Annotated in this window: 17 protein-coding genes; 14 read left to right on the top strand and 3 right to left on the bottom strand. The window is 72.4% G+C overall.

Going from position 1 to position 22,493, the window contains the following annotated elements; all coding sequences use genetic code 11:
• The first annotated feature begins 115 nt into the window (after positions 1-115).
• Genes ACIF8T_RS16715 through ACIF8T_RS16700 form a run of 4 tightly spaced genes read left to right on the top strand, consistent with a single transcriptional unit; the run spans position 116 to position 3,247 of the window.
• Positions 116-400, top strand: coding sequence for a hypothetical protein (locus tag ACIF8T_RS16715; protein WP_400035616.1), 285 nt, complete (start codon positions 116-118; stop codon positions 398-400).
• A 26-nt stretch (positions 401-426) separates the two neighbouring features.
• A complete protein-coding gene (repSA, locus tag ACIF8T_RS16710) occupies positions 427-1,815 on the top strand; it encodes a replication initiator protein RepSA (protein ID WP_400035614.1) in 1,389 nt (462 codons plus the stop codon).
• Positions 1,812-2,006 (top strand): helix-turn-helix transcriptional regulator, encoded by a 195-nt coding sequence (locus ACIF8T_RS16705; RefSeq protein WP_400035612.1) that lies wholly within the window; start codon positions 1,812-1,814, stop codon positions 2,004-2,006. The genes repSA and ACIF8T_RS16705 overlap by 4 nt, the downstream gene beginning before the upstream one ends.
• Positions 2,006-3,247, top strand: a complete 1,242-nt coding sequence (locus ACIF8T_RS16700) for a tyrosine-type recombinase/integrase (protein WP_400035610.1) — start codon at positions 2,006-2,008, stop codon at positions 3,245-3,247. Before ACIF8T_RS16705 ends, ACIF8T_RS16700 begins: the two co-directional genes overlap by 1 nt.
• A gap of 20 nt (positions 3,248-3,267) precedes the next feature.
• On the opposite strand, the gene ACIF8T_RS16695 is transcribed toward ACIF8T_RS16700, so the two are convergent.
• On the bottom strand, positions 3,268-4,464 hold the full coding sequence (locus tag ACIF8T_RS16695) for a CAP domain-containing protein (RefSeq protein WP_400035608.1): 1,197 nt from the start codon (positions 4,462-4,464) through the stop codon (positions 3,268-3,270).
• A gap of 161 nt (positions 4,465-4,625) precedes the next feature.
• On the opposite strand from ACIF8T_RS16695, the gene ACIF8T_RS16690 reads away from it, so the two are divergent.
• The 5 genes from ACIF8T_RS16690 to ftsY all read left to right on the top strand — a co-directional run bounded on the left by ACIF8T_RS16690 (position 4,626) and on the right by ftsY (position 12,399).
• Positions 4,626-4,907: an acylphosphatase gene (locus tag ACIF8T_RS16690; protein WP_400035606.1), complete on the top strand. Its 282-nt coding sequence runs from the start codon at positions 4,626-4,628 to the stop codon at positions 4,905-4,907.
• A 380-nt stretch (positions 4,908-5,287) separates the two neighbouring features.
• The gene (locus ACIF8T_RS16685) at positions 5,288-5,491 is read left to right on the top strand and encodes a hypothetical protein (protein WP_400035604.1); all 204 of its coding nucleotides are present in this window, start codon (positions 5,288-5,290) and stop codon (positions 5,489-5,491) included.
• 210 nt (positions 5,492-5,701) lie between these two features.
• Positions 5,702-9,256 carry a chromosome segregation protein SMC gene (smc, locus tag ACIF8T_RS16680; protein WP_400035602.1) on the top strand — a complete coding sequence of 1,185 codons (3,555 nt, stop codon included), beginning with the start codon at positions 5,702-5,704 and terminating at the stop codon, positions 9,254-9,256.
• A gap of 237 nt (positions 9,257-9,493) precedes the next feature.
• Entirely contained in the window at positions 9,494-10,912 is a 1,419-nt protein-coding gene (locus tag ACIF8T_RS16675; RefSeq protein ID WP_400035600.1) for a sugar porter family MFS transporter, read from the top strand.
• Between the two features lie 281 nt (positions 10,913-11,193).
• Positions 11,194-12,399 (top strand): signal recognition particle-docking protein FtsY, encoded by a 1,206-nt coding sequence (ftsY, locus tag ACIF8T_RS16670; protein WP_400035599.1) that lies wholly within the window; start codon positions 11,194-11,196, stop codon positions 12,397-12,399.
• An 88-nt stretch (positions 12,400-12,487) separates the two neighbouring features.
• Here the strand turns inward: ftsY and ACIF8T_RS16665 are convergent, their stop codons facing one another.
• Positions 12,488-13,153, bottom strand: coding sequence for a bifunctional DNA primase/polymerase (locus ACIF8T_RS16665; RefSeq protein ID WP_400035598.1), 666 nt, complete (start codon positions 13,151-13,153; stop codon positions 12,488-12,490).
• A gap of 458 nt (positions 13,154-13,611) precedes the next feature.
• Here ACIF8T_RS16665 and ACIF8T_RS16660 point away from each other — a divergent pair, with 458 nt between their 5' ends.
• From ACIF8T_RS16660 to ffh, 5 genes are all read left to right on the top strand, one after another.
• Positions 13,612-15,111, top strand: a complete 1,500-nt coding sequence (locus tag ACIF8T_RS16660) for a hypothetical protein (protein WP_400035596.1) — start codon at positions 13,612-13,614, stop codon at positions 15,109-15,111.
• A gap of 325 nt (positions 15,112-15,436) precedes the next feature.
• Positions 15,437-16,777 (top strand): ammonium transporter, encoded by a 1,341-nt coding sequence (locus ACIF8T_RS16655; RefSeq protein WP_400035594.1) that lies wholly within the window; start codon positions 15,437-15,439, stop codon positions 16,775-16,777.
• Complete coding sequence (locus ACIF8T_RS16650) at positions 16,774-17,112, top strand: P-II family nitrogen regulator (protein ID WP_030231663.1); 339 nt, start codon at positions 16,774-16,776, stop codon at positions 17,110-17,112. Before ACIF8T_RS16655 ends, ACIF8T_RS16650 begins: the two co-directional genes overlap by 4 nt.
• A 26-nt stretch (positions 17,113-17,138) precedes the next feature.
• On the top strand, positions 17,139-19,625 hold the full coding sequence (locus ACIF8T_RS16645) for a [protein-PII] uridylyltransferase (RefSeq protein WP_400035592.1): 2,487 nt from the start codon (positions 17,139-17,141) through the stop codon (positions 19,623-19,625).
• Positions 19,626-19,707: 82 nt separating this feature from the next.
• On the top strand, positions 19,708-21,258 hold the full coding sequence (gene ffh, locus ACIF8T_RS16640) for a signal recognition particle protein (RefSeq protein ID WP_400035590.1): 1,551 nt from the start codon (positions 19,708-19,710) through the stop codon (positions 21,256-21,258).
• Positions 21,259-21,339: 81 nt separating this feature from the next.
• On the opposite strand, the gene ACIF8T_RS16635 is transcribed toward ffh, so the two are convergent.
• Positions 21,340-22,230 carry a methyltransferase gene (locus ACIF8T_RS16635; RefSeq protein WP_400035589.1) on the bottom strand — a complete coding sequence of 297 codons (891 nt, stop codon included), beginning with the start codon at positions 22,228-22,230 and terminating at the stop codon, positions 21,340-21,342.
• Positions 22,231-22,493 lie beyond the last annotated feature (263 nt).

Below are 22,493 nucleotides of genomic sequence, written 5' to 3'. Positions count from 1 at the left end.
GGCGCTCAACCGCCAAGAAGAACCACCGCCCCTGGACCCCTCAAAGGGAGCTCCAATGATGCCCTCCTCTCCTCGTCGAGTGCACATCTCGTTACAGCGCGCCTGCCCGGCCTGCATGAACATCAGGTGCGTTGACCCGGCTGAGTGCCTGTACTTCCTGACCTCACGCCCGTGGGGCGACTGCATCAACTGCGACGGCACTGGTTGGGCCGGTGAAGAGACACCGCTGGGGATCTTCTGCGACTACTGCGTCGGTTCCGGCCTCAACGAGTACGCGCCCGGCGCAATCGTCCCGGAGCAGATCAGCGACCGAGCTAAGGAGCGGCACGCGGTTTACGTCGCTCGCCTGATCGAGCTCGTCTCCTCCGAGTCCTCGGCCCCGGCGGTGGTGGCCGCGTGACGACGTTTCCTGTCGCCCCTGAGGCCGTGGCTGACGCTGCGGCCTCTTTGGGGACCGACCCGATCACCCTGGCTGACTTACTGCGGGTGGCGAACTCGCCCGGCTTCGACCGGTGGCAGGAACAGGTACGCCGTACCGGTGGTTGCGCCAATCCGATCCGCCTCATGGGCCAGACGGTCACCCGAGACGCCAAAACAGGGGACGTGCTGTACTCCTACAGCACTGCAGATGAGCCGGGCGGCACGCTTCGGGTCGCCTGCGGCAACCGCCGTGCCTCCCGCTGTCCGGCCTGTGCCTGGACCTACGCCGGGGACACCTATCACCTGATCCGGGCTGGGATCACCGGCGACGAACGCAAGGACGTGCCCGCCACCGTGCGGGATCACCCCCGCGTCTTCACCACCCTCACCGCGCCCTCGTTCGGTCCGGTCCACAACCGCCCCGACTCCGGTCGCTGCCGCTGCGGGAGCTCCCACGCCGAGAACGACCCCGCGCTCGGTACCGCCCTCGATCCGGAGCGGTACGACTACGCCGGGGCGGTGCTGTGGAACAACCACTCCGGGGACCTGTGGCGGCGCTTCACCATCTACCTGCGCCGGGAGATCGCCGCCCGCGCAGGCATCACGCAGACGGCCCTGCGTGAGGTATGCCGGGTCTCCTTCGGCAAGGTCGCCGAGTTCCAGAAACGCGGCTCGGTGCACTTCCACGCCGTGGTGCGCCTCGACGGCCCCGAAGGTCCCGACACGGCCCCGCCGGCCTGGGCCACCGTTGCTCTCCTGGATGCGGCGATCAGGGCGGCTGCCGCTCGGGTCGCCGTGCCGGTGCCCGCCTCCGGTGACTTCCCCGCGCGCACCTTGCGGTGGGGCTCCCAAGTCGACGTGCAGCCCATCGGGGCGCTCGGTCATGAGGAACTGACCGAACAGGCGGTGGCCTCCTACGTGGCTAAGTACGCCACCAAGGCGGCCGAGACGACCGGCACCGTGGACCGCCGGATTGGAGAGCTCTCCGAACTTGACCGCCTGGCGCTGCCCGCGCACACGCGGCGGCTCATCGAGGCGTGCCGGGACCTGGACGACGCCTATCCGGACCGGCTGCTGTGGCGCTGGGCCCACATGCTCGGCTTCCGCGGCCACTTCTCCACCAAGTCCCGCCGCTACTCCACCACCCTCGGCACGCTGCGCCAGGCCCGCGCCGACTACCGCGCCCGCCAGGAACGCCGCGAACGCGGGCTCTCCGAGGACCTGGACGACACGGAGGGCTCCACGCTCGTGCTCGCCCACTGGACCTACGCCGGACAGGGCCATACCCCCGGTGAGTCCTGGCTCGCCGCCTCGATCGCCCGGGACATTCGGCTGAACCGCGAGACAGCACGCGAAGCACTGGCCGACCTGGACGACTGGGAGGTGTGCGCATGAAACGCCCGCTGCCTTCCCGCTACCTGACCCCGGTCGACGTCGCCGACCTGCTCGGTGTCCCGGTCGAGACCGTCTACCAGTGGCGGCGCAAGGGCACCGGTCCCCGCGGCTTCCGCGTCGGCCGGCACCTCCGCTTCGACCCCGAAGACGTACGTGCCTGGGTCGAGTCTCTGATGGAAGGGGCCGCCTGATGGCCGGGCACATCCAGGACCGCTGGTACAAGACCGAGCCGGGACCGGACGGCAAGCCCGTCAAGGTCAAGACGGACCGCTTCGGTGTCGGCCTGCGCTACCGCGCCCGGTACATCGGGCCGGACGGCTCCGAGAAGTCCAAGAGCTTCCCGGACAAGCAGAAGCGCAAGGCGGAACAGTGGCTCGCCAACATCGAGGCGGACATGTCGCGCGGCGACTACGTCAGTCCGGACGCTGGCAAGGTCACGTTCGAGCAGTACGCCACGGAGTGGATGACCACGCAGATCACGGACCCTCTGACGCGGGAGTCCGTCGAGAGCCGGTTGCGGCTCCACGCGATCCCTCACCTCGGCACGCGGCCGATGGGCTCCTTCACGCCGTCCCATCTCCGGCTGTGGCTGCGCGCCCTGGAGGACCGTGGACTGTCGGCCGGATACCGGCGCGGGATCTTCGCGCACGTCTCTACGGTCTTCACGGCTGCGGTGGAGGACCGGATCATCCGCACGAATCCGTGCAGTGCCCGGTCCGTGCGGGCTCCTCGCCTCGAACCTCGCAAGGTCAAGCCCTGGCCTGCCGAACGGGTCATGGCGGTTCGCGCGGCCTTACCGGAGAACTACCGGGCTCTCGTGAACGTCGCTGCCGGGTGCGGCCTGCGACAGGGTGAGGTCTTCGGCCTGGCCGTGGAAGACGTGGACTTCCTCGGGGGAGTGGTGCACGTGGTCCGGCAGGTCAAGCTCCTGCAACGTCACCGGCCGGTGTTCGCTCCGCCCAAGGGCGGCAAGGAGCGTGACGTGCCTCTGCCCGAGTCGGTGGCCTTCGCTCTGGCCGCGCACCTGAAGCGTCACCCGGCCGTGGAGGTCACCTTGCCGTGGAAGACGCTCGACGGTCCTCCGGTCACGGCGGCGCTGCTCTTCACCGGTTCCATGGGCCTGGCCCTCGACCGGAACCGCTTCAACGATCGTGTGTGGCGGCCGGCGCTTCGGGCCGCGGGCGTGGAGAACAGGCGGGACAACGGCATGCACGCACTGAGGCACTTCTACGCCTCGGTGCTCCTGGACGCGGGGGAGAGCATCAAGGCTCTCAGCGAGTACCTGGGTCACCATGACCCCGGCTTCACGTTGCGGACGTACACGCACCTGATGCCGTCCAGCGAGACCCGGACCCGGGCCGCCGTCGATCGCGTCTTCCAGGAAGACGAGTCTGCCGACGACGGCCCCGAGACGGCCCAGGAAGGTAGCTAGGTCTCTGGCCTGCGGTTATCTCAGTAGCCGAAGTTCTGCGTCCACCACGGACCCGTGGGCCCGAAGTGGACGCCGACGCCCAGCGTGGTGAAGTCGCAGTTCAGGATGTTGGCCCGGTGGCCCGGGCTGTTCATCCAGGCCTCCATCACGGCCTCGGCGTCGGCCTGGCCGCGGGCTATGTTCTCGCCGCCGAGGCCGCTTATCCCGGCCTTCTCCGCCCGGTCCCAGGGCGTCGCGCCGTCGGGGTCGGTGTGGTCGAAGAAGCCGCGCGCGGCCATGTCCTCGCTGAAGGCCTGGGCCAGCCGCGTCAGCGCGCTGTCCGCGGCCACCGGGCTGCACCCGACCTTGGCCCGCTCCTCGTTCACCAGCCGAAGCACCTCGGCGCCGGCGACGGCCTCCGCGGAGGTGAGGGCGGGTGTGGTCGGCGCCTGCGGCTTCTTCGAGGCCTCGCGCGTGGGCGTCTGCCCGGGCGCCTGCCGCTGGGTCGGCGTCGCCTTCGGCTTCTTGCTCGGGGTGGCCGCCGGCTGCTGCTTCCGCTTCTCCGGCGTCTTCGTCGGCGCGGCCGCCGAGGCCGAGGCGGAGGGCGACGGCGAGGAGGAGCGCTCGCTCTGCCGGGCGCCGGGCGTGCCGGCCGGGCTGTCGGCGCTGCCGGACGTGCCGCCCTGCTCGCTCGGCGTGTTGGTCGGCGCGTCGGCCGCCTGCACCTCGTCGGCGCCGCTCGTGCCGCCGCCGAGCCTGTAGTTCTCCAGGCCGGGCACCGCGCCGGTGGCGACCGCGACCGTCCCGAGGGCCACGGCCGCGGACATGCCGAGCAGCCCGGTCCGCACCGGCGTCGCGGGCTTCTTCCTGCGCCGGTGCCCCGTCCGGCGGCCCCCGTCGTCGGGCCGGAACCCGTCATCGGGCAGGACGGCGGTCCCGGTGTCCGGGGCGTACCAGGCCGGCGCCGGGTGGTCGTCGTGGTCCTCGCGCACCGGGTGGCCGGCCAGGAACCGGTCGTCGGCGGACCCGTCCGTCGCGTACAGGTACGCCTCGCTCCTCGCGTACGTCTCGGCGTACGCCTCCGGGTTCAGATAGGGCGCGATGCCCATGACGGGGCGGTCACCGGCGTACGAGCCCAGCGGGTCGTGACCCCCCTGGAGGGAACTGTCGGCTTGCGCGGCCCCCGTGGCGCGGCCCGTGGCGGCGCGGCCGGCGGCGGAGCGTCGGTGGCGTCCCATGTCCTGGCCTTCCTCGTCCTCGCGGTCGACTCGTCCTCGCGATCAACACAGAACTCACACGAACGAGTGAGTTTCATATGAGATTCATTGGGTCCGGACGGTACCGCATGGCGCACGGGGACGAAGTGTCCGAAGGGACATTGGCCGGTTAGGTTGCAGCCATGAGCGACGATGTGCGATTGGTCGCCTGGGTGCGGGGACGCGTCCAGGGTGTGGGTTTCCGCTGGTTCACACGGGCCAAGGCCCTGGAGATCGGCGGCCTGAGTGGTTTTGCTCTCAATCTGGGTGACGGGCGGGTCCAAGTGGTCGCGGAGGGTTCGCGCGAGCGCTGCGAGGGCCTCCTGGAGTGGCTCCAGGAGGGCGACACGCCCGGCCGCGTGGACGGGGTCACCGAGATCTGGGACACACCGCGCGGCGGCTACGAGGGCTTCGCCGTGCGCTGACCCGGAACCCCGGGTGGCCCCCGCACCCGCCCCCGGACCGCCGGCGGGCCGCCGCCCGGAGCGGAAACGGCCTGGTGATTGCCGACAAGGGCTTGCCCTGGCAGGCGTCAGGCGCAAGGATGATCGCCACGCCCTCAGGGCCCCGCAGAAGCCGCAGCGCCGCCGTTCCCGGCCGCGCGCCACCGGGTTGCCCGCCGATACGGGGCGTGATCGTGTTGACCGTCAAACTTTTTGGTGAGACGCTGAAAGCCCCGCGCACCTTAGCTGTTTGGCATGGCTGAACGGCAGCACAACTCCAGGCCTGCCAAGCAAGTGCGGGTGCGAATCCCTCACGACCCACACCGCTTCGGTCGGTCACTCAGTGTGGAGGACCATCCATCATGGCAAAGGCGCTTCTCGGTTACGTCGGCGGCTCCGACCCGCGACTCCTCGCCGAGATGCGACGGCTCCAGCAGCGCGTCCAGGACCTGGAATCCGAGCTCGTACGGATTCAGGCGGAGAAGGACGCGCTGACGGCTGCCGCTTCTCACGACAGGATCATGGAGAGCGTTGACGCACACGAGGCGGAGCCTGCGCTCACCTGATCACTGCACCGCTCCACAACAGCACGGCAGTGGTCGGGTTGCACTCACAACCGCCACGTTGTCAGAAGTGCAAGGGACGCCTCGGCGTCCCTTCTTTCTTTCCCCCGCGCATCCTTTCACTGTCTTCAACGTCTGGTCTGCCCTGCGCGTTCACCGGCGAAACCGCGCGTTCATGGAGTGAGATATCCCCGGAAGGTAGAGTCCAGCGGCGTGCACCTCAAGGCCCTGACCCTGCGCGGCTTCAAGTCGTTCGCCTCGGCCACCACGCTCCGGTTCGAGCCGGGGATCACCTGCGTCGTCGGGCCGAACGGCTCGGGCAAGTCCAACGTGGTGGACGCGCTCAGCTGGGTCATGGGGGAGCAGGGCGCCAAGTCGCTGCGCGGCGGCAAGATGGAGGACGTCATCTTCGCCGGCACCACCGGCCGCCCGCCGCTGGGCCGCGCCGAGGTGTCGCTGACCATCGACAACTCCGACGGGGCGCTGCCCATCGAGTACGCCGAGGTCACCATCACGCGGATCATGTTCCGCAACGGCGGCAGCGAATACCAGATCAACGGCGACACCTGCCGCCTCCTCGACATCCAGGAACTGCTCTCCGACTCCGGCATCGGCCGCGAGATGCACGTCATCGTCGGGCAGGGCCAGCTCGACTCCGTCCTGCACGCCGACCCCATGGGCCGCCGCGCCTTCATCGAGGAGGCGGCCGGTGTCCTGAAGCACCGCAAGCGCAAGGAGAAGGCGCTGCGGAAGCTGGACGCGATGCAGGCCAACCTCGCGCGCGTGCAGGACCTCACCGACGAGCTGCGCCGGCAGCTCAAGCCGCTCGGCCGGCAGGCCGCCGTCGCGCGCCGGGCCGCCGTCATCCAGGCCGACCTGCGCGACGCCCGGCTGCGGCTGCTCGCCGACGACCTCGTCCGGCTGCGCGAGGCGCTCCAGGCCGAGATCGCCGACGAAGCCGCCCTCAAGGCCCGCAAGGAGGGCGCCGAGCAGGAGCTGAGGAAGGCGCTCCAGCGCGAGGCCCTCCTGGAGGACGAGGTCCGGCAGCTCACGCCCCGCCTGCAGCTCGCCCAGCACACCTGGTACGAGCTCTCCCGGCTCGCCGAGCGGGTGCGCGGCACGGTCTCGCTGGCCGACGCGCGCGTGAAGAGCGCCACCTCCGCGCCCGTGGAGGAGCGGCGCGGCCGCGACCCCGAGGACCTGGAGCGCGAGGCCGCCCGCGTCCGCGAACAGGAGGCCGAGCTGGAGGCCGCGCTGGAGGCGGCCCGGCACGCCCTGGACGACACCGTCGCCCACCGCGCCGAACTCGAGCGCGAGCTCGCCCACGAGGAGCGGCGCCTGAAGGACGCGGCCCGCGCCATCGCCGACCGCCGCGAGCACCTGGCCCGGCTGACCGGGCAGGTGGGCGCGGCCAGGTCGCGGGCCGCCGCCGCCCAGGCCGAGATCGACCGGCTGGCCGCCGCCCGGGACGAGGCCCGGGAGCGCGCCGTCGCCGCCCAGGAGGAGTACGAGGAGCTGAAGGCCGAGGTCGACGGCCTCGACGCGGGCGACGAGGAACTCGCCGGGCGGCACGAGACGGCCAGGCGGCAGCTCGCCGAGGCCGAGGCCGCCCTCACCGCCGCCCGCGAGGCGCTCACCGCGGCCGAGCGGAACCGGGCCGCCACCCAGGCCCGCCACGAAGCCCTGGCCATGGGGCTGCGCCGCAAGGACGGCACCGGCGCCCTGCTCGCGGCACGGGACCGCCTCACCGGCCTGCTCGGCCCGGCCGCCGAGCTGCTCACCGTCGCCCCTGGCCACGAGGCCGCCCTGGCCGCCGCCTTCGGGGCCGCCGCCGACGCCCTCGCCGTCGGCACCCCGTCCGCCGCCGCCGAGGCGCTCCGCCTGCTGCGCAAGCAGGACGCGGGCCGCGCCGCGCTGCTGGTCGCCGGCGCCCCCGACGACGTACCGCACGAGCCGCCCGCCGGCGGGCCGCCGTACGCCGCCGACCTGGTGAGCGGTCCCGCCGGGCTGATGCCCGCCGTGCGGCGGCTGCTGCGCGGGATCGTGGTCGTCGGCACCCTGGAGGACGCCGAGGACCTGGTGTGCGCGCGGCCCGACCTGACCGCCGTCACCGCCGAGGGCGACCTCCTCGGCGCGCACTACGCGCACGGCGGGTCCGCCGGCGCGCCCAGCCTCATCGAGGTGCAGGCCTCCGTCGACGAGGCCGCCGCCGAGCTGGAGGAGCTGGCGGTGCGGTGCGAGGAACTGGGCGAGGCGCAGCGCGCGGCCGCCGAGCGGCGCGCGCGGTGCGCCGTGCTCGTCGAGGAGCTGGGGGAGCGGCGGCGGGCCGCCGACCGGGAGAAGTCGGCCGTCGCCCAGCAGCTCGGCCGGCTCGCCGGGCAGGCGCGCGGCGCGGCGGGCGAGGCCGAGCGGTCCGCGGCCGCCGCGGCCCGGGCGCAGGAGGCCCTGGACAAGGCGCTGGCGGAGGCGGAGGAGTTCGCCGAGCGGCTCGCCGTCGCCGAGGAGACGCCGGTCGAGGAGGAGCCCGACACCGCGGCGCGCGACCGGCTCGCCGCCGACGGCGCCAACGCCCGCCAGACCGAGATGGAGGCCCGCCTCCAGGTCCGTACGCACGAGGAACGGGTCAAGGGGCTGGCCGGACGGGCCGACGCGCTGGACCGGGCGGCCCGCGCGGAACGGGAGGCACGCGCGCGGGCCGAGCAGCGGCGCGCCCGGCTGCGGCACGAGGCGGCCGTCGCCGGTGCCGTCGCCTCCGGAGCCCGGCAGCTGCTCGCCCACGTCGAGGTCTCCCTCGCCCGCGCCGAGCAGGAGCGCACCGCGGCCGAGGCCGCCCGGGCCCGCCGGGAGCAGGAGCTCGCCCGGGCCCGGGCCGCGGGACGCGACCTGAAGGCCGAGCTCGACAAGTTGACGGATTCGGTCCACCGCGGAGAGGTACTCGGCGCCGAGAAGCGGCTGCGCATCGAGCAGCTGGAGACCAAGGCGCTGGAGGAGCTGGGTGTCGAACCGGCGGGGCTGGTGGCGGAGTACGGTCCGCACCGGCTCGTGCCGCCCTCGCCCCCCGCCGAGGGCGAGCCGCTGCCGGAGGACCCGGAGCACCCGCGCAACCGGCCCAGGCCCTTCGTCCGGGCCGAGCAGGAGAAACGGCTGAAGGCCGCCGAACGCGCCTACCAGCAGCTCGGCAAGGTCAATCCGCTGGCGCTGGAGGAGTTCGCGGCGCTGGAGGAGCGCCACCAGTTCCTCAGCGAGCAGCTGGAGGACCTGAAGAAGACCCGCGCCGACCTGCTCCAGGTCGTCAGGGAGGTCGACGAGCGCGTCGAGCAGGTCTTCACCGAGGCCTACCGGGACACCGCCCGGGAGTTCGAGGGCGTCTTCGGCCGGCTCTTCCCCGGCGGTGAGGGACGGCTGGTGCTGACCGACCCCGACCACATGCTCACCACGGGCGTGGACGTCGAGGCCCGTCCGCCGGGCAAGAAGGTCAAGCGGCTGTCGCTGCTGTCCGGTGGCGAGCGGTCGCTGACGGCCGTCGCGCTGCTCGTGTCGATCTTCAAGGCGCGACCCAGTCCGTTCTACGTGATGGACGAGGTCGAGGCCGCCCTCGACGACACCAACCTCCAGCGGCTCATCCGGATCATGCAGGAGCTCCAGGAGACCTCGCAGCTCATTGTGATCACGCACCAGAAGCGCACGATGGAGGTCGCCGACGCGCTGTACGGCGTCTCGATGCAGGGCGACGGTGTGTCGAAGGTCATCGGCCAGCGCCTGCGCTGACCGGCCCGCCAACAGGTATAGACCATCCGGGTGTTGACCTGCTTGGCCCTAGATCAATTCACTTCTTGAACACAACCCCGCTACGCCTTGCTCGAAAATCACAGCCGACCCGCTATTGACTTCGAAACTTGAAGGCATAGTCTCTGCAACGTTGCTTTTACCTTCAGGCACCTTCAGGTGGAACCTCGAAGGGCTGACCCCCATCCGGCAGCGTTGCCGGTGGCCCGAGGAGTACACGTGACCAGCACAGCGCAGGCACCCAAGTCCGGAGCCGGTACGGCTCATCCCGATCATCTCGGGCACGTCATCTTCATCGCGGCGGCAGCCGCGATGGGCGGTTTCCTCTTCGGCTACGACAGCTCCGTGATCAACGGCGCCGTCGAGGCCATCCGGGACCGCTACGACATCGGCTCGGCGGCCCTCGCGCAGGTCATCGCCATCGCCCTGATCGGCTGCGCCGTCGGCGCCGCGACCGCCGGCCGCATAGCCGACCGCATCGGCCGCATCCGGTGCATGCAGATCGCCGCGGTCCTCTTCACCGTCAGCGCCGTCGGCTCCGCGCTGCCCTTCTCGCTGTGGGACCTCGCCTTCTGGCGCGTCGTCGGCGGCTTCGCCATCGGCATGGCCTCCGTGATCGGCCCGGCCTACATCGCCGAGGTCGCCCCGCCCGCCTACCGCGGCCGGCTCGGCTCCTTCCAGCAGGCCGCGATCGTCGTCGGCATCGCGGTGTCGCAGCTGGTCAACTGGGGTCTGCTCAACGCCGCCGACGGTGACCAGCGCGGTGAGCTGATGGGCCTGGAGGCCTGGCAGGTCATGCTCGGCGTCATGGTCGTCCCGGCCGTCCTGTACGGTCTGCTCTCCTTCGTGATCCCCGAGTCCCCGCGCTTCCTGATCTCCGTCGGCAAGCACGAGCGGGCCCGCGCGATCCTCGCCGAGGTCGAGGGCTCGGACATCGACCTGGACGCCCGCGTCAACGAGATCGAGCTCGGCATGAAGAGCGAGCACAAGTCCAGCTTCAAGGACCTGCTCGGCGGCTCCTTCTTCTTCAAGCCGATCGTCTGGATCGGCATCGGCCTGTCGGTCTTCCAGCAGTTCGTCGGCATCAACGTCGCGTTCTACTACTCCTCGACGCTGTGGCAGTCCGTCGGCGTCGACCCGGCCGACTCGTTCTTCTACTCGTTCACGACGTCGATCATCAACATCGTCGGCACCGTCATCGCGATGATCTTCGTGGACCGCATCGGCCGCCGGCCGCTCGCCGTCATCGGCTCGGTCGGCATGGTGATCGGCCTGGCGCTGGAGGCCTGGGCCTTCTCCTTCGACCTGGTCGACGGCAGGCTCCCGGAGACCCAGGGCTGGATCGCCCTGATCGCCGCCCACGTGTTCGTCCTGTTCTTCGCCCTGTCGTGGGGCGTGGTCGTCTGGGTCATGCTCGGCGAGATGTTCCCGAACCGGATCCGTGCCGCCGCCCTCGGCGTGGCCGCCGCCGCGCAGTGGATCGCCAACTGGGCGATCACCGCGAGCTTCCCGTCGCTGGCCGACTGGAACCTCTCCGTCACCTACGTGATCTACACGGCCTTCGCCGCGCTCTCGATCCCCTTCGTCCTGAAGTTCGTGAAGGAGACCAAGGGCAAGGCCCTGGAGGAGATGGGCTGAGCCCGTCCCGCACGCTCGGGGGGAAGGGCCAAGTCCCGCTGCCCCTCTCCCCGTAACCCCGCCGCCGCCCCGGCTCGGACACCGTCCGAGCCGGGGCGGCGGCGTCCGTGCGTCCCGGTCCCGGGCGGCGGCCCGGGGGCGACACGCCGGGGCGGGCCGGGGCCGGTCCGGCCGGAGGCGGGCGGCGGCGGCCGGTTGCGCCGGACCCGGGCCCGTCGCTGACGGCGTGTCAGAAAAGCAGAGGGCTCCCGCCGGACCCCATGGCCGATACTGGACGGGTTATGGACATCGTCATCCTTGCTGTAGTCATCGCCGTGGTCGTGATCGGCGCGCTCGGCGGGCTCCTGGTCGGCACCCGGCGCAGGAAGCACCTGCCCCCGCCGCCCCCCGCCGCGCCCGACATCACCGCCCCTCCGGCCGAGCCGCACGTCGGCGACGAGGCCGAGACGCCGCGGGACGAACCCCGGCGCACCATCGAGGAGGTGGATCTCCCGGGCGGGGGCACCGCCCCCGTCGTGGTGGAGGAGCCGCCCACCGTCGAGGCCCCCGGGATCGAGATCCCGGAGCCCACCGCGGGGCGCCTGGTACGCCTGCGCGCCCGTCTGTCCCGTTCGCAGAACGCCCTCGGCAAGGGTCTGCTGATCCTGCTGTCGCGCGAGCACCTCGACGAGGAGACCTGGGAGGAGGTCGAGGACACCCTGCTCACCGCCGACGTCGGCGTCCAGCCCACCCAGGAACTGGTCGAGCGGCTGCGCGAGCGCGTGAAGGTGCTCGGCACCCGCACCTCCGAGGACCTGCGCGGCCTGCTGCGCGAGGAGCTGGTCACGCTGGTCGACCCCGCCATGGACCGCACCGTCCGGACCGAGCCGGAGGGCCGCAAGCCGGGCATCGTCATGGTCGTCGGGGTCAACGGCACCGGCAAGACCACCACCACCGGCAAGCTCGCCCGCGTCCTGGTGGCCGACGGCAACACCGTCGTCCTCGGCGCCGCCGACACCTTCCGGGCCGCCGCCGCCGACCAGCTCCAGACCTGGGGCGAGCGGGTGGGCGCCCACACCGTGCGCGGCCCCGAGGCCGGCGACCCGGCCTCCGTCGCCTTCGACGCGGTCAAGGAGGGCAAGGAGATGGGCGCGGACGTCGTGCTCATCGACACCGCGGGCCGGCTGCACACCAAGACCGGTCTCATGGACGAGCTCGGCAAGGTCAAGCGCGTCGTGGAGAAGCACGCCCCGCTGGACGAGGTGCTGCTCGTGCTGGACGCCACCACCGGCCAGAACGGCCTGGTGCAGGCCCGGGTCTTCGCCGAGGTCGTCGACATCACCGGCATCGTGCTGACCAAGCTGGACGGCACGGCCAAGGGCGGCATCGTGATCGCCGTGCAGCGCGAGCTGGGCGTGCCGGTCAAGCTGATCGGGCTCGGCGAGGGGCCGGACGACCTGGCGCCGTTCGAGCCGGAGGCGTTCGTGGATGCGCTCATCGGAGACTGACCGGTCACGGCAGTCCGCCGGCACGGCGAAGCGCCCGCCCCCCGAGGTGCAGTCGGGGGACGGGCGCTTCGCCGTGCCGGCGCCGGACTCAGGTCCGCGACCGGTGGGCCACGTACGCCAGCGTGCCGAGCACCAGCCGGGCCTGCGGCGGCCGGGAGGCGGAGTCCAGGGCGGGGGAGCGCAGCCAGCGCACCGGCCCCCGTCCGCCCCGGTCGGAGGGCGGCGCCGTGATGGCGGACCCCGGGCCCAGGCCGCGCAGGTCGAGGGAGGCCGGGTCGTCCCAGCCCATCCGGTAGAGCAGGCGGGGCAGCTCGGCGGCGGCGCCGGGGGCGACGAAGAAGTGGGCGCGGCCGTCCGGGGTCGCGGCGACCGGGCCGAGGGGCAGGCCCATGCGCTCCAGGCGGGCCAGGGCCAGGCGTCCGGCCGGCTCCGCCACCTCGATGACGTCGAACGCCCGGCCCACCGGCAGCATCACGGCGGCGCCCGGGAACTCGCCCCACGCCTCGCTGACCTCGTCCAGGGTGGCCCCGGCGGGGATCACCGGCGCGAAGTCCAGGGGGTGCGCTCCCGGGGCCCGGCAGTCGCGGCGGCCGCAGGAACAGGTGCCGGCCGCGGCCCGCGCGCCGGGCACCACGTCCCAGCCCCACAGTCCGGTGTACTCCGCCACCGTGGTGCCGTCCGAGGAGCGGCCGCGGCGGCGCGAGCCGGACCGGATGTCGCGGATGCCCCGACTGATGCCGATCGTGAAGCCCATGCCCCCTCCAACGGGTCCGACGTTCCGGTGGTTACGCAGCGGACGCGGAACGTGACGCTCTGTTCCTGTCTTCCAGATCCCGGCTTCCCCGTGCCACCCGGCCCAGGCGGCGGCTGGAAGCACTCGGGGTGGTGCAGTCTCCGGTGCGCGCCCCCGGGCGCACTGCTGCACCCGTTCCGAAGTGTCTGTGTCAAGTGAATCGTGGGACGGCGACCGTGAGTTCATTCGAAGGGGTGGCGAATGGTGGCGTTTCTTCGATCGTCGTGGCTGGACGGGTGATCGTAGGATTACTCTGTGTGCACGAGTCCTGGGGGCGCGTGCACTCGCGGGTATGCCGGAGGCAAGTCGGCTTTCCGTTCGAGGGGTGACAAGCGCCGGACGAGCGGTCGTACGAACCGGCATTCTGATAGGGCTTGGCGCACTCGGCGACACAGTGGTCTCAGGGATGGGGGCGTTCAGTGAGCGGCAACGGCGGAAGCGGATCGAGCGCTGGACACGCTGCGCACGCTGACAAGCGCCCCAACGAGCTCCTCACCTCGTGGTTCGTGCGCAGCGGCTGGTCCAAGGGCGAGCTCGCCCGCCAGGTCAACCGCAGGGCGCGCCAGCTGGGCGCCCACCACATCTCGACGGACACCTCGCGCGTGCGCCGCTGGCTGGACGGCGAGAACCCGCGCGAGCCGATCCCGCGGATCCTGTCCGAGCTGTTCTCGGAGCGCTTCGGCGTCGTCGTCTCCGTCGAGGACCTGGGTCTGCGCACCGCCCGCCAGTCACCGTCCGCGACCGGGGTCGACCTGCCCTGGACGGGCCCGCAGACCGTGGCCCAGCTCAGCGAGTTCTCGCGCAGCGACCTCATGCTGGCGCGGCGCGGCTTCCTCGGGAGCTCGCTGGCCCTGTCCGCCGGCCCGGCCCTCATCGAGCCCATGCAGCGCTGGCTCGTGCCCTCCCCCGCGGCACCCCGCTCCGCGCCCGACCCCGCGCCGGCGGCCTCCGGGCGGATCCGCGGCCGGCTCTCCCAGCCGGAGCTGGAGCTGCTGGAGTCCACCACCGAGATGTTCCGCCGGTGGGACGCCCAGTGCGGCGGAGGGCTGCGCCGCAAGGCGGTCGTCGGCCAGCTGCACGAGGTGACGGACCTCCTGCAGGAACCGCAGCCCGAGACGACCACCCGCCGCCTGTTCAAGGTCGCCGCCGAGCTCGCCGAACTGGCCGGCTGGATGTCGTACGACGTCGGGTTGCAGCCCACCGCGCAGAAGTACTTCGTGCTCGCGCTGCACGCCGCCAAGGAGGCGGGCGACCGGCCGCTCGGGTCCTACGTCCTGTCCAGCATGAGCCGGCAGATGATCCACCTCGGGCGGCCCGACGACGCCCTGGAGCTGATCCACCTCGCGCAGTACGGCAGCCGGGACTGCGCGAGCCCGCGCACCCAGTCGATGCTGTATGCGATGGAGGCCCGCGCCTACGCCAACATGGGCCAGCCCGGCAAGTGCAAGCGGGCGGTGCGGATGGCCGAGGACACCTTCGCCGACGCCGGCGAGTGGGACGAGCCGGACCCCGACTGGATCCGCTTCTTCTCCGAGGCCGAGCTGTACGCGGAGAACTCCCACGCCTTCCGCGACCTCGCCTACGTCGCCGGCCGCAGCCCCACCTACGCGGCCCTGGCCGAGCCCATGATGCAGCGGGCGGTGGAGCTGTTCGCGCAGGACGGCGAGCACCAGCGCTCCTACGCGCTCAACCTGATCGGCATGGCCACCGTGCACCTGCTCCAGCGCGAGCCGGAGCGGAGCGCGGCCTTCGCCACCCGGGCCATGCAGGTCGCCAAGAAGGTCCGCTCCGAACGGGTCAACACGCGTATCCGAAAGACGGTCGACACTGCCGTCCGCGACTTCGGCGACCTCGACGCGATCGTCGACCTCACCGAGCGGCTCGCCGCCGAGCTGCCCGAGACCGCCGAGGCGGTCTGACCCCCGCGGAAAACCCCTGGACCCCGGCCGCGGCCGGCCCTCCCGAACTGCCCGACTCGGCTCCCCCAGCCAGGTCATCGGAGGGCCCGCCGCGGCCGGTCTCGTGTCCCGTCCCGGAAGGTTGCGCCACGATAACGATCGCGCAGCCGGACATCCCGGAGTTCATCGACGCGTAACACGCCACGCGCCTTCGTCACGGCCGCGAAACAACGAGGGGCTTCCACCGAAACGGCGCTGCGCCAATCTCATGGCGCATAACCGGCCCACCCCTCAATCCGCTCAGGCTTCGCCCGCACGGGGCCGTACCAACGACGAGGAGACGCCGATGGCTCCAGCCATCACGCTTGCCGCAGAGACGGAGCTCTCTGCCGCCAACACAGGCTTCATGCTCATCTGTTCCGCCCTGGTGATGCTCATGACCCCGGGTCTGGCCTTCTTCTACGGAGGCATGGTCCGCGTCAAGAGCACCCTGAACATGCTGATGATGAGCTTCATCAGCCTCGGGATCGTCACCGTCCTGTGGGTGCTGTACGGCTTCTCCCTCGCCTTCGGAACGGACTCCGGCAGCATCATCGGCTGGAACTCCGACTGGGTGGGCCTCAGCGACATCGGGCTCACCGAACTCTGGGACGGCTACACGATCCCGGTCTTCGTGTTCCTGGTCTTCCAGCTGATGTTCGCCGTCATCACGCCCGCCCTGATCAGCGGCGCGCTCGCGGACCGCGTGAAGTTCAGCGCCTGGGCGCTGTTCGTCGCGCTGTGGGCCACGGTCGTGTACTTCCCGGTCGCGCACTGGGTCTGGGGCGCCGGCGGCTGGGCCTTCGAGCTGGGCGTCATCGACTTCGCCGGCGGTACGGCGGTCCACATCAACGCGGGTGCCGCGGCGCTCGGCGTGATCCTCGTCATCGGCAAGCGCGTCGGCTTCAAGAAGGACCCGATGCGCCCGCACAGCCTGCCGCTGGTCATGCTCGGCGCGGGGCTCCTGTGGTTCGGCTGGTTCGGCTTCAACGCCGGCTCCTGGCTCGGCAACGACGACGGCGTCGGCGCGCTGATGTTCGTCAACACGCAGGTCGCCACCGCCGCCGCCGTCCTCGGCTGGCTCGCCTACGAGAAGATCCGCCACGGCGCGTTCACCACGCTGGGCGCCGCCTCCGGCGCGGTCGCGGGCCTGGTCGCCATCACCCCGGCCGGCGGCGCGGTCTCCCCGCTCGGCGCGATCGCCATCGGCGTCATCGCCGGTGTCCTGTGCGCCATGGCCGTCGGCCTGAAGTACAAGCTCGGCTACGACGACTCCCTCGACGTGGTCGGCGTCCACCTCGTCGGCGGCATCCTCGGCTCCCTGCTCATCGGCTTCTTCGCCACCGGCAAGGGCCAGTCCGACGTGGCGGGCCTGTTCTACGGCGGCGGCCTGGACCAGTTCTGGAAGCAGTGCGCCGGTGTCTTCGGCGTCCTCGCCTACTCCCTGGTCGTCTCCGCGGTCCTCGCCCTCCTCCTCGACAAGACCCTCGGCATGCGGGTCTCCGAGGACGAGGAGGTCACCGGCATCGACCAGGCCGAGCACGCCGAGACCGCATACGACTTCAGCGGCGCCGGCGGCGGTGCCGCCCGCACGACCGCCGTGCCCGCCCCCGTCGTCGACGCCGAGAGCAAGAAGGTGGACGCATGAAGCTCATCACCGCCGTCGTCAAGCCGCACCGGCTCGACGAGATCAAGGAGGCCCTCCAGGCCTTCGGAGTCCACGGCCTGACGGTCACCGAGGCCAGCGGCTACGGTCGTCAGAGGGGCCACACCGAGGTCTACCGCGGTGCCGAGTACACCGTCGACCTGGTCCCCAAGATCCGCATCGAGGTGCTGGTCGAGGACGACGACGCCGAGCAGCTCATCGACGTCGTCGTCAAGGCGGCCCGTACCGGCAAGATCGGTGACGGCAAGGTCTGGTCCATCCCGGTCGAGACGGCCGTACGGGTGCGGACCGGCGAGCGCGGGCCGGACGCGCTCTGACCGCGGAACGAGACGGGAGTCGCTGGGTGACGCGTACGGACGTGCACGACGAAGCAGAGAACTCGGGACCCAGCGGCTACGCGGCGGCCCGGCTGCGCCTCCTCGGTGAGGGGGCGCGGTCCGGGCCGCCGCGCCGTTCGGCCCTGGCGGAGCTGACCGACGACTGGCTCACCGGGCTGTTCACCGCGGGCGCCGAAGGGCTGCGCGGCGTCTCCCTGGTGGCCGTCGGCGGCTACGGCCGCGGCGAGCTGTCCCCGCGCAGCGACCTGGACCTGCTCCTGCTGCACGACGGCGGCGACAGCAAGGCCGTCGCCGCCCTCGCGGACCGCCTCTGGTACCCGGTGTGGGACCTCGGGCTCGCCCTCGACCACTCCGTGCGGACCCCGGCGGAGGCCCGCAGGACGTCCGCCGAGGACCTCAAGGTCCAGCTCGGCCTGCTGGACGCCCGGCACCTCGCCGGCGACCGCGGCCTCACCGCGGACCTGCGCACGGCCGTCCTCGCCGACTGGCGCAACCAGGCGCCCAAGCGCCTCCCCGAACTGCAGGAACTGTGCGCCGAACGCGCCGAACGGCAGGGCGAGCTCCAGTACCTGCTGGAGCCCGACCTGAAGGAGGCCCGGGGCGGACTGCGCGACGCCACCGCCCTGCGCGCCGTCGCCGCCTCCTGGCTGGCCGACGCGCCGCGCGAGGGCCTCGCCGACGCCCGGCGCCGGCTCCTCGACGTGCGCGACGCGCTGCACCTGGCGACCGGGCGGGCCACCGACCGGCTCGCGCTCCAGGAGCAGGACCAGGTCGCCGCCGAGCTCGGCCTGCTGGACGCCGACACCCTGCTGCGGCAGGTCTACGAGGCCGCGCGCGTCATCTCGTACGCCAGCGACGTCACCTGGCGCGAGGTGGGGCGGGTGCTGCGGTCGCGCGCCGTGCGGCCGCGCCTGCGCAAACTGGTGGGGGAGCGGAGCGACTTCCTCAGGAGGGCGGTGGCGGGCGACGGGAAACCGGTCGCCGAGCGCTCCCCGCTGGCCGAGGGGGTCGTGGAGCAGGACGGCGAGGTGGTGCTCGCCCGCGCCGCGCGCCCCGAACGTGATCCCGTGCTGCCGTTGCGCGCCGCGGCCGCCGCCGCGCAGGCCGGCCTCCCGCTCTCCCTGCACGCCGTCCGGCGCATGGCGGCCGGCGTCCGCCCCCTGCCCGCGCCCTGGCCCGCCGAGGCGCGCGAGCAACTGGTGACCCTGCTCGGCTCCGGCCGCCCCACCGTCGAGGTCTGGGAGGCCCTGGAGGCCGAAGGGCTCATCACCCGGCTGCTGCCCGACTGGGAGCGGGTCCGCTGTCGTCCGCAGCGCAACGCCGTGCACGTCTGGACGGTGGACCGGCACCTGATCGAGACGGCGGTCCGGGCCTCCGAGTTCACCCGCCGCGTCAGCCGTCCCGACCTGCTGCTGGTCGCCGCGCTGCTGCACGACATCGGCAAGGGCTGGCCCGGCGACCACTCGGTCGCGGGCGAGATCATCGCCAAGGACGTGGCCGCCCGCATCGGCTTCGACCGCCACGACGTGACGGTCGTCGCCACCCTCGTCCGCCACCACCTGCTGCTCATCGAGACCGCCACCCGGCGCGACCTGGAGGACCCGGCCACCGTGCGCCTGGTCGCCGAGGCCGTCGGCTCCCAGGGCACCCTGGAGCTGCTGCACGCCCTGACCGAGGCGGACGCCCTGGCCACCGGCCCGGCCGCCTGGTCGTCCTGGCGCGGTTCGCTCGTCGCCGACCTGGTCAAGAAGGTCTCGGCCGTCCTGGCCGGCGACCCGCTGGAGGAACCCGAGGCCGCCGCGCCGACGGCCGAGCAGGAGCGGCTCGCCCTGGAGGCCGCCGCCACGGGCGGCCCCGTCCTCGCCCTGCGCGCCCAGACCGGACCCGCCCAGGAGCCCGACGCGGCGCCCGGCGAGCCCGAGCCGCTCGGCGTGGAGCTGCTGATCGCCGTCCCCGACCAGCCGGGCGTGCTGCCCGCGGTGGCCGGCGTCCTCGCCCTGCACCGGCTGACCGTGCGGACCGCCGAGCTGCGCTCCCTGGACCTCCCCGACGGCGTCGACGGCTCGGTCCTGCTGCTGGACTGGCGGGTCGCCGCCGAGTACGGCTCCCTGCCGCAGGCCGCCCGGCTGCGCGCGGACCTCGTACGGGCGCTGGACGGCTCCCTGGACATCGCGGGGCGGCTGGCCGAGCGCGACGCGGCCTACCCGCGCCGCCGGGGCGTGGTCGCGCCCCCGCCGCGCGTGACGGTCGCCCCGGCCGCCTCCCGGCTGGCCACCGTGATCGAGGTGCGCGCCCAGGACGCGCCGGGCCTGCTGTTCCGCATCGGCCGGGCCCTGGAGGACGCGGGCCTGCGGGTGCGCAGCGCGCACGCGTCGACCCTCGGCGCCAACGCCGTGGACGCCTTCTACGTGACCGGACAGGAGGGCGCCCCGCTGCCCGGCGAGGAGGCCGTGTCGGTGGCGCGGAAGCTGGAGGAGACCCTGCGGGGGTGAGGGCGCCCCGGCGACTTGTGCCGCCGGGATACCCTGGAGGGCGATTCCCCAGCCACCACCGACCCCGAGGACCGCGAGCGCCGTGTTCGACACTCTCTCCGATCGCCTGTCAGCGACCTTCAAGAACCTGCGCGGCAAGGGACGGCTCTCCGAGGCGGACATCGACGCCACCGCGCGCGAGATCCGCATCGCGCTCCTCGAGGCGGACGTGGCGCTGCCCGTGGTCCGCGCGTTCGTCAAGAACCTCAAGGAGCGGGCCCTCGGCGCCGAGGTCTCCCGCGCGCTGAACCCGGCCCAGCAGGTCCTCAAGATCGTCAACGAGGAACTGGTCACCATCCTCGGCGGCGAGACGCGGCGGCTGCGCTTCGCCAAGCAGCCGCCGACCGTGATCATGCTCGCGGGTCTGCAGGGCGCCGGCAAGACCACCCTGGCGGGCAAGCTCGGCAAGTGGCTCAAGGAGCAGGGCCACTCGCCGCTGCTGGTCGCCTGCGACCTCCAGCGGCCCAACGCCGTCAACCAGCTCAGCGTGGTCGCCGAGCGCGCCGGCGTCGGCGTGTACGCGCCCGAGCCGGGCAACGGCGTCGGCGACCCGGTCAAGGTCGCCAAGGACTCCATCGAGTACGCGAAGTCCAAGGTCCACGACATCGTCATCGTCGACACCGCCGGCCGCCTCGGCATCGACCAGGAGATGATGCAGCAGGCCGCGGACATCCGCGACGCCGTCTCCCCGGACGAGATCCTGTTCGTCGTCGACGCGATGATCGGCCAGGACGCCGTCAACACCGCCGAGGCGTTCCGCGACGGCGTGGGCTTCGACGGCGTGGTGCTCTCCAAGCTCGACGGCGACGCGCGCGGCGGTGCCGCCCTGTCGATCCGGCAGATCACCGGCAAGCCGATCATGTTCGCGTCGAACGGCGAGAAGCTCGAGGACTTCGACGCCTTCCACCCGGACCGGATGGCCTCCCGCATCCTCGACATGGGTGACCTGCTCACCCTGATCGAGCAGGCGGAGAAGACGTTCAGCCAGGAAGAGGCCGAGCGGATGGCCTCCAAGCTGGCGTCGAAGAAGGGCCAGGACTTCACCCTGGACGACTTCCTCGCCCAGATGGAGCAGGTCCGCAAGATGGGCTCCATCTCCAAGCTGCTCGGCATGCTCCCGGGCATGGGCCAGATCAAGGACCAGATCCAGAACCTCGACGAGCGGGACGTCGACCGCACGGCCGCCATCATCAAGTCGATGACCCCGGCCGAGCGCCAGGACCCGACGATCATCAACGGCTCGCGCCGCGCCCGTATCGCCAAGGGCTCCGGCGTCGAGGTCAGCGCGGTGAAGAACCTGGTGGAGCGGTTCTTCGAGGCCCGCAAGATGATGTCCCGGATGGCCCAGGGCGGCGGGATGCCCGGCATGCCGGGGATGCCGGGCATGGGCGGCGGCCCCGGCCGGGCGAAGAAGAAGCAGAAGCAGGCCAAGGGCAAGCAGCGCTCCGGCAACCCGATGAAGCGCAAGCAGCAGGAGGAGGAGGCCGCGGCCCGCCGCGCCGCCGCCGGGCAGGCGGGCAGCGCGTTCGGGCTGCCGCAGCAGGGCGGCCAGGACTTCGAACTCCCCGACGAGTTCAAGAAGTTCATGGGCTGACACGCCGTCCGCACGGCACCGAGGGCGCTCCCGCAGGGGGGCGCCCTCGGTCGTCCGGCAGGGCGGCGGGCCGCCGGGCCGTCACGGGATCCGGGCGATGAGGTACCGGAACACGTTCGGCATCCAGACCGTACCGTCCTGCCGCTGGTACGGGTGCAGCGCCTCGGTCAGCTCCTTGTCGACCTGCACCTGGTCCGTCGCCGCGATCGCCGGGTCGAACACGCCGGTGGACCTCAGGCCCCGGACCGCGCTGTCCACGTCCGCGTACCCGAAGGGGCACGCCACCCGCCCGGAGCCGTCCGGCTTCAGGCCCGCCCGGTGGGCGACCTCCTCCAGGTCGTCCCGCAGGGCCGGGCGCCAGGCGCCCGCGGTGCGCGGCGGCTCGGACAGCTTGGCGGCCACCCGCAGCACGGACACCGTGGCGCAACGTTCCGGCGGGCCCCAGCCCGCCAGCACCACCGGCGCCCCGCGCGCGGCGAGCGGCGTCGCCTCGGCCAGCAGCTCGCCGAGCCCCTCGGCGTCGCCCGCCAGGCACCCGATCGGCTCGAAGGCGGTCACCAGCGTGTACGCCGCCGTGCCCGTGCCGTCCGCGTCCCGGGGCGAGCCGTCCACCAGCCGGGTCCGCGCACGCCGGGCCGCGTCGTCCGGCTGCCGGGTGTCCGCACGCGCGCGCGTGTCCCGCCCCTCGGGCTGCAGCCGCTGCCGCGCGAGGGCCAGCCGTTCGGGAGAGGTGTCGACGCCCGTCACGGCGGCGCCCCGGGAGGCGGCCATCAGCAGGGCGAGTCCGGAACCGCAGCCGAGGCCGAGCAGCCGAGTCGCGGGACCCACTTCCAGTCGCTCGTAGACGGCCTCGTAGAGCGGTACGAGCATCCGCTCCTGGATCTCGGACCAGTCACGCGCGCGTGCACGCAAGTCCACGCGGGGTGCCGCCCCCGCGTGAGGCAGGTGCTGCCGCACGAGCGTAGGTGTCATAGGTAAGCGCCCCAATCCAGACGAGAGTTTGCTGCTGTGCCCGATGTCCCAGGCCCCCGTGCAGTGCGCCCGCACTCCCCGTATGCCAGGAAACTCCGCACGCGACGCGGCGTCCAGTGGGCAGCGGTCCCCGCTTGTGAGTTGCATGTGCCAGTGGCGAAATTTCACATTCCGGCAACCCGGCGCGAACACGCGCGCCACGAAGGCGCAAGGGCGCAAGGGCGCACGGCGGGCGGCACGACGGCCCGGGCGGGCCTCCTTCC

The sequence above is a fragment of the Streptomyces sp. NPDC085946 genome (assembly GCF_044540485.1).
Classification (GTDB): Bacteria; Actinomycetota; Actinomycetes; order Streptomycetales; family Streptomycetaceae; genus Streptomyces.
The sequence above is the reverse complement of the archived record's forward strand: the minus strand, read 5'-3'. Positions and strand labels throughout refer to the sequence as shown.

Bases quoted from the DNA above. Each gene is read 5' to 3' on its own strand.
- ACIF8T_RS16700 (WP_400035610.1), top strand. From the start codon at position 2,006: ATGGCCGGGCACATCCAGGACCGCTGGTACAAGACCGAGCCGGGACCG.
- ACIF8T_RS16655 (WP_400035594.1), top strand. From the start codon at position 15,437: ATGGCTCCAGCCATCACGCTTGCCGCAGAGACGGAGCTCTCTGCCGCC.
- ACIF8T_RS16650 (WP_030231663.1), top strand. From the start codon at position 16,774: ATGAAGCTCATCACCGCCGTCGTCAAGCCGCACCGGCTCGACGAGATC.
- ACIF8T_RS16715 (WP_400035616.1), top strand. From the start codon at position 116: ATGAACATCAGGTGCGTTGACCCGGCTGAGTGCCTGTACTTCCTGACC.
- ACIF8T_RS16695 (WP_400035608.1), bottom strand. From the start codon at position 4,464: ATGGGACGCCACCGACGCTCCGCCGCCGGCCGCGCCGCCACGGGCCGC.
- ACIF8T_RS16665 (WP_400035598.1), bottom strand. From the start codon at position 13,153: ATGGGCTTCACGATCGGCATCAGTCGGGGCATCCGCGACATCCGGTCC.
- ACIF8T_RS16705 (WP_400035612.1), top strand. From the start codon at position 1,812: ATGAAACGCCCGCTGCCTTCCCGCTACCTGACCCCGGTCGACGTCGCC.
- ftsY (WP_400035599.1), top strand. From the start codon at position 11,194: ATGGACATCGTCATCCTTGCTGTAGTCATCGCCGTGGTCGTGATCGGC.
- ACIF8T_RS16635 (WP_400035589.1), bottom strand. From the start codon at position 22,230: ATGACACCTACGCTCGTGCGGCAGCACCTGCCTCACGCGGGGGCGGCA.
- ACIF8T_RS16685 (WP_400035604.1), top strand. From the start codon at position 5,288: ATGGCAAAGGCGCTTCTCGGTTACGTCGGCGGCTCCGACCCGCGACTC.
- ACIF8T_RS16690 (WP_400035606.1), top strand. From the start codon at position 4,626: ATGAGCGACGATGTGCGATTGGTCGCCTGGGTGCGGGGACGCGTCCAG.